This is a genomic window from Bacillus cereus group sp. Sample62 (genome assembly GCF_036851315.1).
GTDB classification, from domain to species: Bacteria; Bacillota; Bacilli; order Bacillales; family Bacillaceae_G; genus Bacillus_A; species Bacillus_A wiedmannii.
Map to the genome: position 1 here is coordinate 3,502,789 of NZ_JAFLPK010000001.1, position 15,368 is coordinate 3,518,156.

Sequence of the window (15,368 nt, forward strand, 5' to 3'; positions counted from 1 at the left end):
TATACGGAATCGTTAAACATTCCCTATTAATTCCACGCCTATATACTAACCTGCTTACAGACTGTCTCTCTCGCTAAAAGAAAACCCATAATCACTTGCGCAGCTACTCGACTTGTCATATCTCTGAAATCAAGGGTTGGATCAATTTCTACTATATCCATCCCTTGAACAAGCGGTTCTTTACCAAGAAATTCAATCGCATCAAGTAAAGTCGTACTATCCATACCGCCAGGACCAATTGCTGGACAACCTGGTGCAAATGCTTGATCTAGTACATCCATATCAAGAGAAATGTAAATAGAAGTCACGCCTTGCTCTCTTAATACTTCAATACTTTCCGTGATAATATCTTTGATCTTTCGCTCCCGTACATCTTTCATTGTGTACACTGTCACGCCTTGCTCTTTTGCATATTCATGGTACGCACGTGCATTTGAAAAATTACGAATCCCGATTTGAACGAGTTGTTTTCCTGTAATGACACCATTTTCTAGTAAACTACGGAACGGTGTCCCATTTGATGGACCACCATCATCTAAATTACGTAAATCATGATGGGCATCAAATTGAATAATACCGACCTTCCCTTTACTATTTACAAATCCTGTTATACTCGGAAAACTAATCGAGTGATCCCCGCCAAGAACGATTGGTGTCATATTCGGATTTACTTTCGTTACGTGACCAACTGTTTTCGCAATTCGGTTATGACTTTCTTTTATATCCGTCACATGCATCGTGATATCACCGCAATCATATAAGACACTTTCTTTCATATCATGTTCTTCTGTAATTGCGTACGTGCTATATGCATCTAACATCGCACGAATTGTTTTTGGAGCAAAGCTTGCTCCTGAATGACTAATAGATGGTTTAGAAAGGGGTGCTCCAATTAAGGCAGCACCGAATATTTCCACGCCTTCCTCCCACTCTTTAATCATCTCACTCCATTTCGTCACTTCACGATCAATAAACTTTGCATTCTTCTTTAAATAGTGGCCGTGCTCCACGATTGTTCACCTCTTGTATATGCGATATTACCATTCTTCCATACTGTATTTACATGACTTACGCCGTAATGATACGGTACGTAAGCATAATTGTAAGCATCCCATAAAACTAAATCTGCCTTACGACCAACTCTAATTTTCCCAGCTACATCACCACGATTAATTGCGTAAGATGAGTTAACTGTTACTGCATTCCAAACTTCTTCTGGTGTCATTTTCAGCTTGAGCATCGCGATGCTCATAATAAGCTGAATGTTCTCAGTTGGACAGCTGCCTGGGTTAAAATCTGTAGCTAACGCAACTGCAACACCTTCATCGATCATTTTACGTCCACGAGCAAAGCTTTCTTTATTTAAATAGAAAGTTGTTCCTGGTAATAAAGTCGCTACTGTATTAGAGTTTGCAAGCATTTCAATTCCTTTATCAGAAGCGCCAACTAAATGGTCCGCTGATGCTGCACCAATTTCAGCCGCTGCTTCCGCACCACCAAGAGGGTCAATTTCATCTGCATGAATTTTCACATCAAAACCAAGCTCTTTCGCTTTTAATAAAAACTCTTTTGATTCTTCGACAGAGAACACACCTGTTTCGCAGAAAATATCAACGAATTCAGCTAGTTGCTTCTCTTTCATTTCTGGCAGTAGGTCTAACATCCATTGTAAAAATTCTTTCGATCTACCTTTATACTCTTTCGGAACTGCATGAGCACCTAAAAATGTGGAAACTAAATCGATTGGATGCTCTTTTTGTAATTGTGCAGTTGCCTCTAATTGTTTCCATTCCGTCTCATCATCTAATCCGTAACCACTCTTCGCTTCTACAGTTGTAACTCCGAAAGATAACATACGGTCTAAATGGAATTTCGCTTTTTGAACAAGTTCTTCTCTCGACGCCTGTTTCGTTGCATTTACAGTTGAAAGAATACCTCCGCCTTGTTCCAAAATTTCTAAGTACGGAACTCCTTGTAATTTTAGTGCGATTTCATTTTCACGAGATCCACCAAATACAAGGTGAGTATGCGGATCAACAAGACCAGGAGAAACCATTTTCCCGCCGCAATCAATAACTTCTTTAGCTTGTAATCCTTTCGCTTCTTCCGCTGTTCCAACGAAAGTAATTACGCCATTTTCAATTCCAACCGCACCGTTTTCGATAACAGGAAGCGTGTTCATCGCTTCACGTCTTAACAAGCCATCTTCTTGATCCATTGTTAGTAATTGACCGATATTTATTAGTAAAGTGTCCAGCATGTTTTCTCCTCCTTATTTCATCATTGGAATGTTAACGCCTTTTTCTTTCGCAGTTTCCACAGCTAAGTCATATCCTGCATCAACGTGACGAACAACACCCATACCAGGATCAGAAGTTAATACGCGCTCAATACGTTTTGCTGCCGCTTCTGTTCCATCTGCAACGATAACCATTCCAGCGTGAAGTGAATAACCCATACCAACGCCACCACCGTGGTGAACAGACACCCAGCTCGCACCGTTTACACTGTTAATTAATGCATTTAAAATTGGCCAGTCTGCTACTGCATCACTGCCGTCTTTCATCGATTCTGTCTCACGGTTTGGAGATGCTACTGATCCGCAATCTAAATGGTCACGACCGATAACGATCGGTGCTGATAATTCACCATTAGCCACCATTTCATTAATGATGCGGCCAAATTTTGCGCGCTCACCGTAACCAAGCCAACAAATACGTGATGGAAGACCTTGGAACTCAACTTGCTGACGAGCCATACGAATCCAGTTACATAAATGCTCATTATCAGCAAACTCACGTAAAATTACTTCATCAGTTTTATAAATATCTTCTGGATCACCAGAAAGCGCTACCCAGCGGAATGGTCCTTTTCCTTCACAGAATAACGGACGGATAAATGCTGGAACGAATCCTGGGAAATCGAATGCATTTTTCAAACCTTCATCGAAAGCAACTTGGCGAATGTTATTTCCGTAATCAAATGTAATCGCGCCTTTTTCTTGCATAGCAAGCATTGCTTCCACATGTTTTTTCATACTTTCTTTTGATAATTGTACGTAACGTTCTGGATCTTCTTCACGAAGTTTCGCTGCTTCTTCTAACGTGTAACCTACTGGAATGTAACCGTTTAATGGATCATGAGCAGATGTTTGATCCGTAACTAAATCTGGCGTGATATTACGCTTCACTAGTTCTGGTAAAATCTCCGCTGCATTTCCTAACAATCCGATTGAAATCGGTTCTTTCTTCTCTTTATACTCGTTCGCAATAGTTAATGCTTCTTCTAAAGACTCTGTATACAGATCACAATATCTCTTTTCAATACGACGATCGATGCTGCGCTTATCAACATCAATAGCAATTACAACACCGCCGTTCATCGTTACAGCAAGAGGTTGTGCACCACCCATACCACCTAAACCAGCAGTAAGTGTTACTGTACCTTTTAATGATCCATCGAAATGTTGACGTGCCGCTTCACCAAATGTTTCATATGTTCCTTGTAAAATCCCTTGTGTTCCAATGTAAATCCAGCTACCAGCTGTCATTTGGCCGTACATCATAAGACCTTTTTTCTCTAGTTCACGGAAGTGATCCCAGTTCGCCCATTTTGGTACTAAGTTTGAGTTCGCTAATAGAACGCGAGGTGCATCTTCATGTGATTTAAAAATTGCAACTGGTTTTCCTGATTGAACAAGTAATGTTTCATCGCTTTCTAACGTTTTTAATGAATCTACAATTGCATGGTAGCTTTCCCAGTTACGAGCTGCCCGGCCAATTCCGCCATATACAACTAATTCTTCTGGTTTTTCAGCAACTTCAGGATCTAAATTGTTCATTAACATACGAAGTGCAGCTTCTTGAACCCACCCTTTCGTTTGTAGCTCTGTACCTCTTGGCGCGCGAATTGTTTGTTTAACTTTTTCCATTTCAATCTCTCCCTTTTCTCATTTTATAGTGCTGCGTTTACATCTAATCTTTCTTTTATCGAATAATTCGTTTTTAACCAATACGCAATATTTTCAATATCCGTTGAGAATATGCGATCATTTGTAATAGAAGGTACTTGTTGACGGCCTTGATGGTAGAAGCTCTTCGTCACTGTACTCATGTTTTCAATACCGCGATATTCTGCTGCTTGCATCGCACAAATCATCTCAATTGAAAGAACACGTCTTACGTTTTGAATAATTTGATGTGCATGGCGTGAAGCGATTGTTCCCATACTTACGTGATCCTCTTGATTAGCTGATGATGGAATTGAATCAACACTCGCTGGATGTGCTAACGTTTTATTTTCAGAAACAAGTGACGCTGCAGCGTATTGCATAATCATTGCACCAGACTGAAGTCCTGGTTCTGGACTTAAAAATGGAGGTAAATCATTTAATTGCGGATTTACTAAACGCTCAATACGACGCTCTGAAATATTTGCAAGTTCCGCCATTCCTACTTTTAAGAAGTCCATCGCAAACGCAATCGGTTGACCATGGAAATTACCACCCGAAATTACTTTTTCCCCACCATCAAAGATTAGTGGATTGTCCGTTGCTGCATTCATTTCAATTTCTAATTTTTCTTTCACATAATTTAAAACTTGCCAAGAAGCACCGTGTACTTGCGGGATACAGCGAAGTGAATATGCATCCTGTACTCGTAGTTCTCCTTGTTTTGTTGTTAATTTACTATCATGAAGGATGTCACGAATTCTGCTCGCTACTTCCACTTGCTCTTTATAACCACGTGCTTTATGAACATTTTCATCAAATGCATCAATAATGCCTTGTAATCCTTCAATTGTCATCGAAGCAATGAATTCAGCTTGATAAGCCATTGCTTCTGCTTCTATATAAGAAAGAACTCCTTGTGCTGTCATCGCCTGCGTACCATTGATTAATGCCAGCCCTTCTTTAGCTTCAAGTTCAATCGGTTCAAGACCTTCTTCTGTAAGAGCAACCATCGCATGAACACGTTTTCCCTTATAGAACACTTCACCTTCGCCTAATAATACAAGCGCAAGATGAGATAAAGGTGCTAAATCGCCACTCGCACCAAGTGAACCTTGTTGCGGAACGACTGGGTGAATTTTACGATTTACAAACTCAAGAAGCATATTTACAACAAGCGGTCTAACACCAGATACTCCTTTAAGCATCGTGTTCGCTCGTAAAATTAACATACCGCGTGATACTTCTTCAGGGAATGGATCACCTATACCGCATGCATGTGACTGAATTAAATTGTGTTGAAGTGCCTTTACATCATCTTTTTGAATAAGCACATCACTGAACTTTCCAAATCCAGTTGTAATACCGTAAACGACTTTTCCGTCCTCTACAATTTTCTCAACAACTTCGCGGCACTCCGCCACCTTTTGCATACTATTTGGACAAGCTGTTACACCTTCCCCTTCAAGTAACAACCTCTTCATCTCTTCAATTGTCAATGTCTGTCCTGTTAACGTAATCATTCTTTTTCCTCCTTAAAAAGGCAAAAGGGGACCTTATCTTTTTTAAGACAGACTTCTGTCCTAAAAAAGTAAGGCCCCCTTCTAACTAATAGACTATGGGCAAATCATATGTGATTAATTCCTAAACCAATCGCCTCATGCTCAGATCCTTTTACAGGTGCACCAATCGTTCCATATAATGCAACAGCAACCCATTCGCCTTCTTTTTTTCCGTCGTATGGTGTACCGCGCACAATCGCAAAGCGAAGTCCTACTGTACGAAGAACGTCTGCTAACTGAATTTGACCTCTCGTCACTCCGTACAAAGCTTCCATAATTGCATGATAAAGTGCATGTGTTTCTCTGTAAACGTCTGTCTCAATAACTTGGGTGCTCTTAGCCGCTGTTTCCATTGCTGCTACAACTTTTTGCGAATTCATCGAACCCACTTTCCCCGTACAATACTTCCAACCTTTTGGAACAGATAATACAGGGCTTTCATTCTCATCCGCAAGTGCCAACAACATGGCCATACGACCAATTCGATGTGTTCCTTGAAGAAGCATGTGACTCTCTCATTTCTTTTAATTATTTGAATATTTCTTAATTTAAGAATATATGAAAACGGTTAAATCGTCAATAGTTTAAACTCACATTCAAACAATTTTTTCATCTCCTCCATTTGTGTACACAAATTATTTACACAAATTTTTCAGGCGTGCTATAGTCTCACTAACAGATGCAAAGGGGCGATATTTCAATGACGAAGCGAAAAGATATTCATTTTCGAATTGAAGAAAAATTACTTGAAAGGTTTGAATCTGCACTCCATTACGAAGGTTTAAAGAAAACCGACGTATTAACACATGCGATTCAGCAATTTTGCACGAAGGTGGAATGCGAAAAAATGAATGATGTAAAACGCCAATATAACGTAAGCAACCATTTACAAACACGTATCGATACGCATAAACATTACGAAGAAAAACAAGTAAATTTAGATGAACTCGTCATGGAACATTTACAACTTCAAGGAGAAGAAAAAATATTAGAGGTTGGGTGTGCTAATGGAAATTTCCTTTCCCTTTTACAAACTAACGGTCATAAAGGACAACTAACCGGTTTTGATCAATCGAAAACGATGCTTTCTGAAGCTGCAATAAAGAATAGCATAATTGAATGGAAACTAGGTGATGCTGGTAAACTTCCTTTTGAAGCTAATTGCTATGACTGGGTCATCACAAGACATATGTTATATCACATGAAAGATGTCGAAAAAACAGTTCAAGGATTCCATAAAGTAATTCGTCCCGGAGGCTCACTTTTAGCTACAACAAATTCTGACGTTACATTACCTCGTATAGTTGAAATGTGTAACCGCATGTTGGACGCATTTGATTTACCGAAAACAACATCATCAGTCACTCCATTTTGTTTAGAAAATGGTAAAGAGATATTACAGTCTGTTTTTCCAACTGTTGAAGTAACAGTTATTCATAATGCTCTTGTTTTTCATCACGCTACTCCGATTGTAAACTATATTTCTAGCATGTTTCCGTCGCTACATATACCTGATAATACATATCTTCACGCCGAAATGAAGGAATGGCTAAAAAAAGAAGTAGAAAATGAATTGTCACTTCATAACGGTATATGGCGCGACCCGAAAACGTTAGCCATTTATCGATGTCAAAAAGAAAAAAGCTAGCAAATGCTAGCTTTTATACATTCTCATGTAAAAGTTTGTCCATCATCATATTGCCCTTACCACCGTAAAAATTTATATTATATTCGTTCGCTACTCCAAAATAAGAAGCAACTGCTATTCCGAATGGTACGAAAGCATGTCCTTGTGCAGTAATAATATTTGAGTGTTGTACAACTTCTTTATATACAAAATTTTCTACTGGAAAACAATCTAACTTTTGATAATCTATAGTCGCTGTATAAGAAATCCCTTTAAATAAACCTGCTCTTGCTAACGCATACGGTCCAGCACAAATCGCAGCTACTAATTTTTCTTTTTCAGAAAATTGGCGAATGACTGAAAAGAGAATATCTGCGTTTTTCATATGTACTGCGTCTCCCCCTGGAATGATAATCCCCTCATATTCATCTACACGCACTTCACTTAATTCTATATGCGGTTGTACTTGCAAGCCTGTTTCACTTATAATCAACCCTTTTGTTAAGCCCGCAGTAATGATTTCATATTTCTTTTTCAGCAATGCTGTTGCTACTGTAATTTCAAACTCCTCAAATGTTGGGTATACGAATAATAATATTTTTTTCATAGTCCTTTCTCCTTTAACCAGCCCATAAAATATGCTTCTAACTCATCCACTGTTAATCTATTCGTGTCCACATAAGTTACAGGAAATTGTTTATACCATTCTTTTTCAGTTTCTACTAATTTAAATTGCTCTTCAAATGTACTTCGGTTTCTTGTCCTATCATTATTTTTTCTATCATATACATTCTTTTTCGTAACATCTAAATAAAAAATTGCATCTGAACGACATTCTCTTAATTTATATAATTCATCTTTTAATTCAGTTTCCATATCCCACTCTTCCCCTATAATCGTTGGATAAAAAAGCGTATAAAACTCAATATCTTCTGGTCCGCGATCAAAAATCACGACTGAATCTTTCACATTTTGAAACTCCTTTATTTTTGCTTCCATAAACATTTTTTGATTTATAATAAATCCTTCTTTTGAATTCATATCCAAATTTAATTGTTTTCGCTTTTCTACAATTAGATATGGATTTTCATATATAACTGAAAGCCCACATCTCTCTAACCTTTTAGCCAATGTTGTTTTTCCGCTTGCCATCGATCCTTGGATTGAAATTACATATGCCATTCCTCTCATTCCCTTGCACTTTAGTACACCTATAATATACAGAATTTTGAAAACTATCAACGATATACATATCATCTTGTTTCTTATTCTTATCTAACTTATAATAAAAATAGAGATTATGACGGACGCATCAATAATGTAAGCTTGGAAATCCAAGCTTACATTATTTTTTGCTTTCCCTTTTCTAATAAAAAGAGTATACTAGTTTAGAACGTATGTTCTTAATGATTACATACAGTAAGGAGATAGAACAATGGTATACGATACAAAAGCAATTTCTTGGAATGAGTCTTTAAAACAACTTCAACGCCGCTATACGAACAAACAAGTTGATCGAAAAGAATTTGAAGATATTGAACTGATGGAATTCTTCCGCGATAACGACTACATTTCTTTACCTACACATATAAGCGGCCTATCAACAGTACGTTTTACTTCTTACTCTATTTTCACAACTGAAGATAAAGATCGTAAAGTTGGCACATTAATCATTGAATATGTAGAAGATGATAATAATAATTTATGTGTTGAACAACTATACTTTGTTTAAATGATAACGCTTGGTCAAAATGACCAAGCGTTCTTGCTTTCTATGAATATCACTGTTTATAATATGAATAAAAGAAAACCGTAATCATTAAGGGGGGATAAGCTTGCTCGAAGGATGGTTCAGTTGGTTCATAGTGCTATGGACTATAATTTTATTAGGACTTATGTCTATCGGTGGATATTTCATGTTCAGAAAATTCCTAAAACGATTACCAAAAGAAGATGGTATGTCTGTTTTAGATTGGGAAGAGCACTATATTAATAAAACTAGGCATTTATGGGATGAAGAACAAAAACAATTGTTAGAAGAGCTCGTAAGTCCTGTTCCAGAACTATTTCGCGATGTTGCTAAATCAAAAATTGCTGGCAAAATCGGAGAACTAGCATTACAAGAAAAAGCCTCTCAAATTACACAAGATTTAATTATTAAAGGGTATATTATTGCTACACCGAAGCGTGATCATAAATTTTTAGTAAAAAAACTACAAGAAAAAGAAATTGATTATTCAAATTATAAAACTTTATTAGCAAAATAATCTTCATTTTTCAAACAAGTTAACCGCAAGACTAAACAATTTATACGTTGCAATTGGAACAAAAAATTATTAATAATATCAATAAAAAAACAGCGTCTTTGACGCTGTTTTTTCTGTACAGATATATACTTCACGTTAGTTTCATATCTTTTTCATTATAAAAACCATCTTCTTTTTCCATTTCCTTCTGTAATTTCGTAAAGGAACGGTACATAGCAATTCTCCATGACACAATCATCGCGAACGCCAGTAAGAAGAACATGCCACTAAGTTGTCCTAAATCAAGAGATTGACTTAAGTATGTTTTAAAAACAATCCGCACGACAAGTAATCCAATTAATATAAAAACAAATGCTTTTGAACGCTTCAAATAAATCTCTTGTCCTCTAATTTCAAATTTAGATGTTTTAATAAGAAAAATAGAGAAAAACAAACCGACGCCAATTGCTTCTAACATTTCTGCTGGAGTTAATCGAAATTCTGGAAAAACAAACATCAATGCTCCCGTACTCATAAAAAATGGTGGAAGTATAATTTTTTTCAATGTTGCCGGTTTCTTAGCTGCTTTTAAACGAATAAACATCGCACCAACAGCCATACAAACAGCAACGATACTGGATAAAACAACTATGTTCATATTTTCTCATCCTTTTTTGTGGCTATATGCAAAATATACTTTCATTATATGCTTTTCCGTTAGTATTTCCAACATTTTCACAGAATAATACTAAAAACCGGTAAAACCACCAAATAAACTTGAGAAATATACGATAATTTTCGTCATCCAGTTGAAATATAGGAAGATACCCATGACAATCATAACGTATCCTCCAATCTTCATGAATTTCATACTATTTCTTTTAATCCAAGACATTTTCGTAATAAAGAATGATAGCACGAAAAATGGGATAGCAAACCCAAGTATGTATGCTATCATATAAATCATTGCTGATTCTGGATTTGTTGCAGCTAATCCAATTACAGACACTAAAATAGGTCCAGTACATGGTGTCCACCCTGCAGCAAAGGCCAATCCAATTAGAACAGATCCAAAATAGCCACTCGGACGATTTTTAAACGTAAATTTGCGGTCTTGCATTAAAAACTTCGGCTTAAACACACCGACAATAATAAGACCGAACACGATGATAAATATACCACCTAACTGTCTAATTAAATCTTTATAATTTGTAAAGATGCCTCCAATAAAACTTGTACCAAATCCAATTGCAATAAATATAATTGAAAATCCAAGTAAGAAAAACGCTGTATGTATCATACTTCTTTTGCGAAGCATTGCATTTTCTTCTTTCAACTCAGAAACCGACATACCTGTTATGTACGATAAAAATGCAGGATAAAGCGGTAAGCAACATGGGGAAATAAATGATAAAAATCCAGCGCCAAACGCTAAAAAAATACTAATATCTTGCATGATTCCACTCCTCTCCTTACATATTGTAGCAAAAACAAATAAAAATACTATGAACAATTCGTGAACTCACTTTAACAACGTGATAATAAGAAAAACTACCCTTACAAACAGTTTCTAATAAAACGTTTTCATTTCCTTCTATTATATAGAACATTCGCAATTGGACTACTAAACTTCTCTAATTGTTATTAACATAACAAAGGTAACATAGTTTCTCAAATGATTAGCACACTATAATAGGCTACCCTTCTATCTCCCTAAAAAATATTTTTTTCAAATGCTGTCTTTATACAATACGAATCTGATTTTACAATACTTTTATTATTACTAATTTCAAGATTATGCATAAATATCATACTTTTATTATTATTCTATAAAATGTCACACTTTTCTTTTATTTGACCCTTTATTTTTAATTTTGTATACTTCCCTCTAGTTATATATGTCCGTTAGGAACAATTTCATATAGATGGGAGGAATTTTTCATGCTTCGTTATTCTCTTTTAGTTTTATTAGGAGCGTGTAGTTATGGGATTTTAGCCATTTTCGTTAAACTTGCATATGCGGAAGGATTTTCACTTGGAGAGGTAATTGGCAGCCAATATTTGTTCGGTTGGATTATTTTGCTTGCTATTACTCTTCTATTTTCTAGACATCGTGTTCCATTAAAACAAGCGTTAATTTTATTCGTTGCAGGTACATCTGCAAGTTTTACTGGAATTTTTTATTATGCTTCATTAAAAACTGTACCAGCATCTATTGCAATTATACTTTTATTCCAATTCGTTTGGGTCGGAATTATTATTGAAGCAGTCGCAACAAAAGCATTACCTTCAAGAGAAAAGGTTATTTCCGTTATTTTCTTACTTGCAGGTACATTTTTATCAAGTGGTGTACTAGAGAAATCAGCAGGTGATTTCGATATGACTGGAATCATACTAGGTTTATTATCTGCTGTTACATTCGCAACATACATTTTCGTGAGCGGAAAAGTTGCTGTTGAAGTACCTTCATTACCGCGCGGTGTTCTCTTAATGACTGGCGCTTTAACTTTAGTAATGATCGTATTCCCGCCAACATTTATTTTTAGCGGTGCAATTTCTGAAGGACTTTGGAAATACGGTTTAGGATTAGGAACATTTAGTATCGTTATTCCTTCTATCGCCTTTACAATCGGTATTCCAAAGATCGGTTCTGGCTTAGCGACTATTCTTGGTGCCGCAGAACTACCAGTTACAACAATTATGTCTGTATTCGTTTTAAAAGAAGCGGTGCTATCTTCACAATGGATCGGTGTATCACTTATTTTAATCGGTATTGCAATCCCGCAAATTGCCTATGCAATGCGTGGACGTTATCGTAAACATCATACACACAAAAAATTGGCAGCATAAAACGAGAGAGGATTTTCATTTGAGAATCCTCTCTTTTCTTATTGTATACTTAATGTAAATACTTTATTTAAGAAAGAAGGCATTATACGTGGCAGCAAATATAGAGCAATTAACTGAGATGCTAATTTCTATTCGTCGAAATTTACATGAACATCCAGAGTTATCATACGAAGAATTTGAAACGACGAAGACTATAAAAAATTGGTTAGAAGAGAAAAACATTACGATTATAAATTCTAGTTTAGAAACAGGCGTTATTGCTGAAATTTCAGGGAATAATAGCGGACCAATTATAGCAATCCGTGCTGATATTGATGCCCTTCCTATTCAAGAAGAAACAAATTTACCGTACGCTTCAAATATCCCTGGTAAAATGCATGCTTGTGGGCATGATTTTCATACAGCTGCTATTATAGGTGCCGCTTATTTATTAAAAGAAAAAGAATCTTCACTTAGCGGAACTGTACGCTTTATATTCCAACCAGCTGAAGAAAGTAGCAATGGTGCTTGCAAAGTAATTGAAGCCGGGCATTTACATGGCGTGCAAGCTATTTTCGGTATGCATAATAAACCTGATTTGCCAGTAGGTACAATCGGTATTAAAGATGGTCCACTGATGGCCGGGGTCGATCGATTTGAAATTGAAATTCACGGAGTTGGTACACATGCAGCTGTACCAGATGCTGGGGTAGACCCTATTGTCGCGTCCTCTCAAATCGTGATGGCACTCCAAACAATTGTAAGCCGAAATATAAGCTCTTCACATAATGCCGTCGTCAGTGTCACAAACATCCATTCAGGAAATACGTGGAACGTAATTCCTGAAAAAGCAACGCTGGAAGGAACTGTACGTACATTCCAAACTGAAACACGTGAAAAGATTCCAGCTCTCATGAAACGTATTATTCAAGGGGTTTCTGATGCATTAGGTGTAAAAACAGAATTTCGTTTTTATGCAGGTCCTCCTGCTGTTCATAACGATACATCTTTAACAAACTTATCCTCTCAAATTGCTGAAAAAATGAATTTAAATATCATCTCTCCTACCCCGTCAATGGCCGGAGAAGATTTTTCTTTTTATCAACAAGAAATACCTGGTTCATTCGTTTTTATGGGAACGAGCGGTACACATGAATGGCATCATCCAGCTTTTACAGTAGATGAGCAAGCATTACCTATCAGTGCAGAATACTTCGCTTTGTTAGCTGAAAAAGCACTTAAACACTTTGCATAAAAAAGAGCCGTTAAGAAATACTTAACGGCTCTTTTTTTTAAGTTAAATCACGTTTTAAAAATACTGTATAGGAAATGCTTAAAAATACAAATAAATATAGTAATAACATACATGAAGCAAACGGGAATGTTACTCCATCAATAAAACTTCCATTCTTTGAAATACTGTATAAATCTGTGTTTGCTGGCAATAAATATTTCGCCCAATCATATCTAGTTGCTGCTAATAATGCAATATTTCCTGATAAAGCAAGAAATAGCGAAATACCAATCGCGCCTCCACTAGATCTTGTTAATACAGAAATCATAAATGCAAACGCTGCGTACACAATGGTCGGCAACCACGATAAAATATAATACTTACTAGCTTCCACAAAAATATTTTGTTTTATAATATTTCCATCTTGGAAAATAAGCTCGCTCCATGCAGGCTGTTGAAATTTATAAATAACAAGTCCACATAAAGTGGAGAAAATCATATTAAATATAAACAATAACGCTGCAAATATCACAATTGCTAAAAATTTAGCTGTTAAAATTTTAAATCGACTCGCTGGTCGTATCGTTAAAAATTTATATGTTCCCCAGCTATATTCATTCGCAAAAATTGTACTTGCATACACGAGGATAAATGGGAGCAATATTGGAAATACGATAAAACCTGTATCTCTCATGAAAGAAAGCGGAGAACTGCTTGCCGGTGCTGTATCTGTATCTAAATGCTTCATCTTAAGCTGATATTCCTTTACAAGCTCGTCCCCAGATCGTTCTGCTAATATAGCTTCTTTTTTCATACCTAGCTTTTTCTCTATTTCTACAGTTCGTTCTGTATAATCGGCTTTCCATCCTTTTGTTTCCGGTTCTAAATACTTTACCGTAACCCACCCTAATCCAATTATTAATACTGCAATAACTGCAAAGGGAATAATCGTTCGCTTTCGCTTAAATATTTTATACAGTTCGTTATACACTAAATTAAACAATATCTTTTCCCCCTGTTAATTCTAAAAATTGCTCTTCTAACGTTTTTCTTTCTTCATATACACGATAAACTTGAATGTCCTTCTCAAGCAATGTACGAATAACATTTGGGATTTCTTCATCTTTTACATGAATAAGTAGATCATTACCTTTTATTAAAACATCTTGGTCTAACATTTCTGCTGCTTTATTTGCATCATCTACACGTATACGGATTGTCTCCATCTCTTCGCTTTGACTATGCTGAATATTTTGCGTCGCCACATATTCTCCATGCTGAATAATGATAACTCTGTCACACATTAATTCAACTTCTGAAAGTAAGTGACTAGATACAAGTACCGCTTTTCCTTGTTCATGTGCAATTTTCTTTATGTACATTCTCATTTCATGTATTCCACTAGGATCTAATCCATTCGTTGGTTCATCTAATATTAATACATCTGGATCGTGAATAAGCGCTTGAGCAATTCCTAAACGTTGTCTCATGCCGAGTGAATATGCTTTTACTTTGCGGTCAATTACTTTTCCCATCCCTAACAATTTCACTACTTCATCGATACGTTCTTCTGTCACGTTACCATTCATGCGTCCGAAATATGTTAAATTTTCATAGCCACTCAAAAATGGATAAAATTCGGGTGTCTCAATTACTGCTCCAATTTTAGAAGCAGTACTTTCAAATTGTTGTTTTACAGATTGGCCGTCAATCCAAACTTCGCCCTCTGTCATACGAATCATGCCGACCATCATTCTCATTAAAGTCGTTTTTCCAGCACCATTTGGTCCGAGCAAGCCAACTACTTCACCCTTTTTAACTTCGAAACTAATATTTTCTACAAGTGTCTTTGAACCAATTCGCTTCGTTAATCGCTCAACCTTTACAATCGATTGTTCATTTGTCATTCTATACAACCTTT

17 protein-coding genes are annotated in these 15,368 nt (G+C 36.4%); 5 read left to right on the top strand and 12 right to left on the bottom strand.

Going from position 1 to position 15,368, the window contains the following annotated elements:
* Positions 1–38: 38 nt before the first annotated feature.
* The 5 genes from hutG to hutP all read right to left on the bottom strand — a co-directional run bounded on the left by hutG (position 39) and on the right by hutP (position 6,017).
* Complete coding sequence (gene hutG, locus J0835_RS17740; RefSeq protein WP_087981524.1) at positions 39–1,010, bottom strand: formimidoylglutamase; 972 nt, start codon at positions 1,008–1,010, stop codon at positions 39–41.
* Positions 989–2,260 carry an imidazolonepropionase gene (gene hutI, locus J0835_RS17745; RefSeq protein ID WP_000887534.1) on the bottom strand — a complete coding sequence of 424 codons (1,272 nt, stop codon included), beginning with the start codon at positions 2,258–2,260 and terminating at the stop codon, positions 989–991. The genes hutG and hutI overlap by 22 nt, the downstream gene beginning before the upstream one ends.
* Positions 2,261–2,272: 12 nt before the next feature.
* Complete coding sequence (gene hutU, locus J0835_RS17750) at positions 2,273–3,931, bottom strand: urocanate hydratase (RefSeq protein WP_087981525.1); 1,659 nt, start codon at positions 3,929–3,931, stop codon at positions 2,273–2,275.
* A 23-nt stretch (positions 3,932–3,954) separates the two neighbouring features.
* Positions 3,955–5,472, bottom strand: coding sequence for a histidine ammonia-lyase (hutH, locus tag J0835_RS17755; RefSeq protein ID WP_087981526.1), 1,518 nt, complete (start codon positions 5,470–5,472; stop codon positions 3,955–3,957).
* A gap of 104 nt (positions 5,473–5,576) precedes the next feature.
* Positions 5,577–6,017, bottom strand: coding sequence for a hut operon transcriptional regulator HutP (hutP, locus tag J0835_RS17760; RefSeq protein WP_087981527.1), 441 nt, complete (start codon positions 6,015–6,017; stop codon positions 5,577–5,579).
* A gap of 194 nt (positions 6,018–6,211) precedes the next feature.
* On the opposite strand from hutP, the gene J0835_RS17765 reads away from it, so the two are divergent.
* Entirely contained in the window at positions 6,212–7,159 is a 948-nt protein-coding gene (locus J0835_RS17765) for a class I SAM-dependent methyltransferase (protein WP_140386857.1), read from the top strand.
* A gap of 13 nt (positions 7,160–7,172) precedes the next feature.
* On the opposite strand, the gene J0835_RS17770 is transcribed toward J0835_RS17765, so the two are convergent.
* Positions 7,173–7,745 (bottom strand): DJ-1/PfpI family protein, encoded by a 573-nt coding sequence (locus tag J0835_RS17770; protein WP_087981529.1) that lies wholly within the window; start codon positions 7,743–7,745, stop codon positions 7,173–7,175.
* Positions 7,742–8,329: an AAA family ATPase gene (locus J0835_RS17775; protein WP_140386858.1), complete on the bottom strand. Its 588-nt coding sequence runs from the start codon at positions 8,327–8,329 to the stop codon at positions 7,742–7,744. Before J0835_RS17775 ends, J0835_RS17770 begins: the two co-directional genes overlap by 4 nt.
* A gap of 244 nt (positions 8,330–8,573) precedes the next feature.
* Between J0835_RS17775 and J0835_RS17780 the strand changes: the two genes are divergently transcribed.
* Both J0835_RS17780 and J0835_RS17785 read left to right on the top strand, forming a co-directional pair.
* Positions 8,574–8,870 carry a hypothetical protein gene (locus tag J0835_RS17780; RefSeq protein ID WP_000262405.1) on the top strand — a complete coding sequence of 99 codons (297 nt, stop codon included), beginning with the start codon at positions 8,574–8,576 and terminating at the stop codon, positions 8,868–8,870.
* Between the two features lie 103 nt (positions 8,871–8,973).
* Entirely contained in the window at positions 8,974–9,405 is a 432-nt protein-coding gene (locus J0835_RS17785; RefSeq protein ID WP_087981531.1) for a DUF2621 domain-containing protein, read from the top strand.
* 130 nt (positions 9,406–9,535) lie between these two features.
* Here J0835_RS17785 and J0835_RS17790 read toward each other — a convergent pair whose 3' ends face one another.
* The 3 genes from J0835_RS17790 to J0835_RS17800 all read right to left on the bottom strand — a co-directional run bounded on the left by J0835_RS17790 (position 9,536) and on the right by J0835_RS17800 (position 10,994).
* Complete coding sequence (locus J0835_RS17790) at positions 9,536–10,042, bottom strand: CcdC family protein (protein WP_001028637.1); 507 nt, start codon at positions 10,040–10,042, stop codon at positions 9,536–9,538.
* A gap of 90 nt (positions 10,043–10,132) precedes the next feature.
* Positions 10,133–10,840, bottom strand: a complete 708-nt coding sequence (gene ccdA / locus J0835_RS17795; protein WP_001152684.1) for a cytochrome c-type biogenesis protein CcdA — start codon at positions 10,838–10,840, stop codon at positions 10,133–10,135.
* Positions 10,841–10,856: 16 nt separating this feature from the next.
* Positions 10,857–10,994, bottom strand: coding sequence for a peptidase T (locus tag J0835_RS17800; protein ID WP_087981532.1), 138 nt, complete (start codon positions 10,992–10,994; stop codon positions 10,857–10,859).
* 331 nt (positions 10,995–11,325) lie between these two features.
* On the opposite strand from J0835_RS17800, the gene J0835_RS17805 reads away from it, so the two are divergent.
* Together J0835_RS17805 and J0835_RS17810 are read left to right on the top strand one after the other, a co-directional pair.
* Complete coding sequence (locus J0835_RS17805) at positions 11,326–12,234, top strand: EamA family transporter (RefSeq protein WP_087981533.1); 909 nt, start codon at positions 11,326–11,328, stop codon at positions 12,232–12,234.
* 88 nt (positions 12,235–12,322) lie between these two features.
* Positions 12,323–13,468: a M20 peptidase aminoacylase family protein gene (locus J0835_RS17810; RefSeq protein ID WP_087981534.1), complete on the top strand. Its 1,146-nt coding sequence runs from the start codon at positions 12,323–12,325 to the stop codon at positions 13,466–13,468.
* Positions 13,469–13,505: 37 nt separating this feature from the next.
* Here J0835_RS17810 and J0835_RS17815 read toward each other — a convergent pair whose 3' ends face one another.
* Entirely contained in the window at positions 13,506–14,450 is a 945-nt protein-coding gene (locus tag J0835_RS17815; RefSeq protein WP_000482782.1) for an ABC transporter permease, read from the bottom strand.
* Positions 14,443–15,354, bottom strand: a complete 912-nt coding sequence (locus J0835_RS17820; RefSeq protein WP_140386859.1) for an ABC transporter ATP-binding protein — start codon at positions 15,352–15,354, stop codon at positions 14,443–14,445. Before J0835_RS17820 ends, J0835_RS17815 begins: the two co-directional genes overlap by 8 nt.
* Positions 15,355–15,368 lie beyond the last annotated feature (14 nt).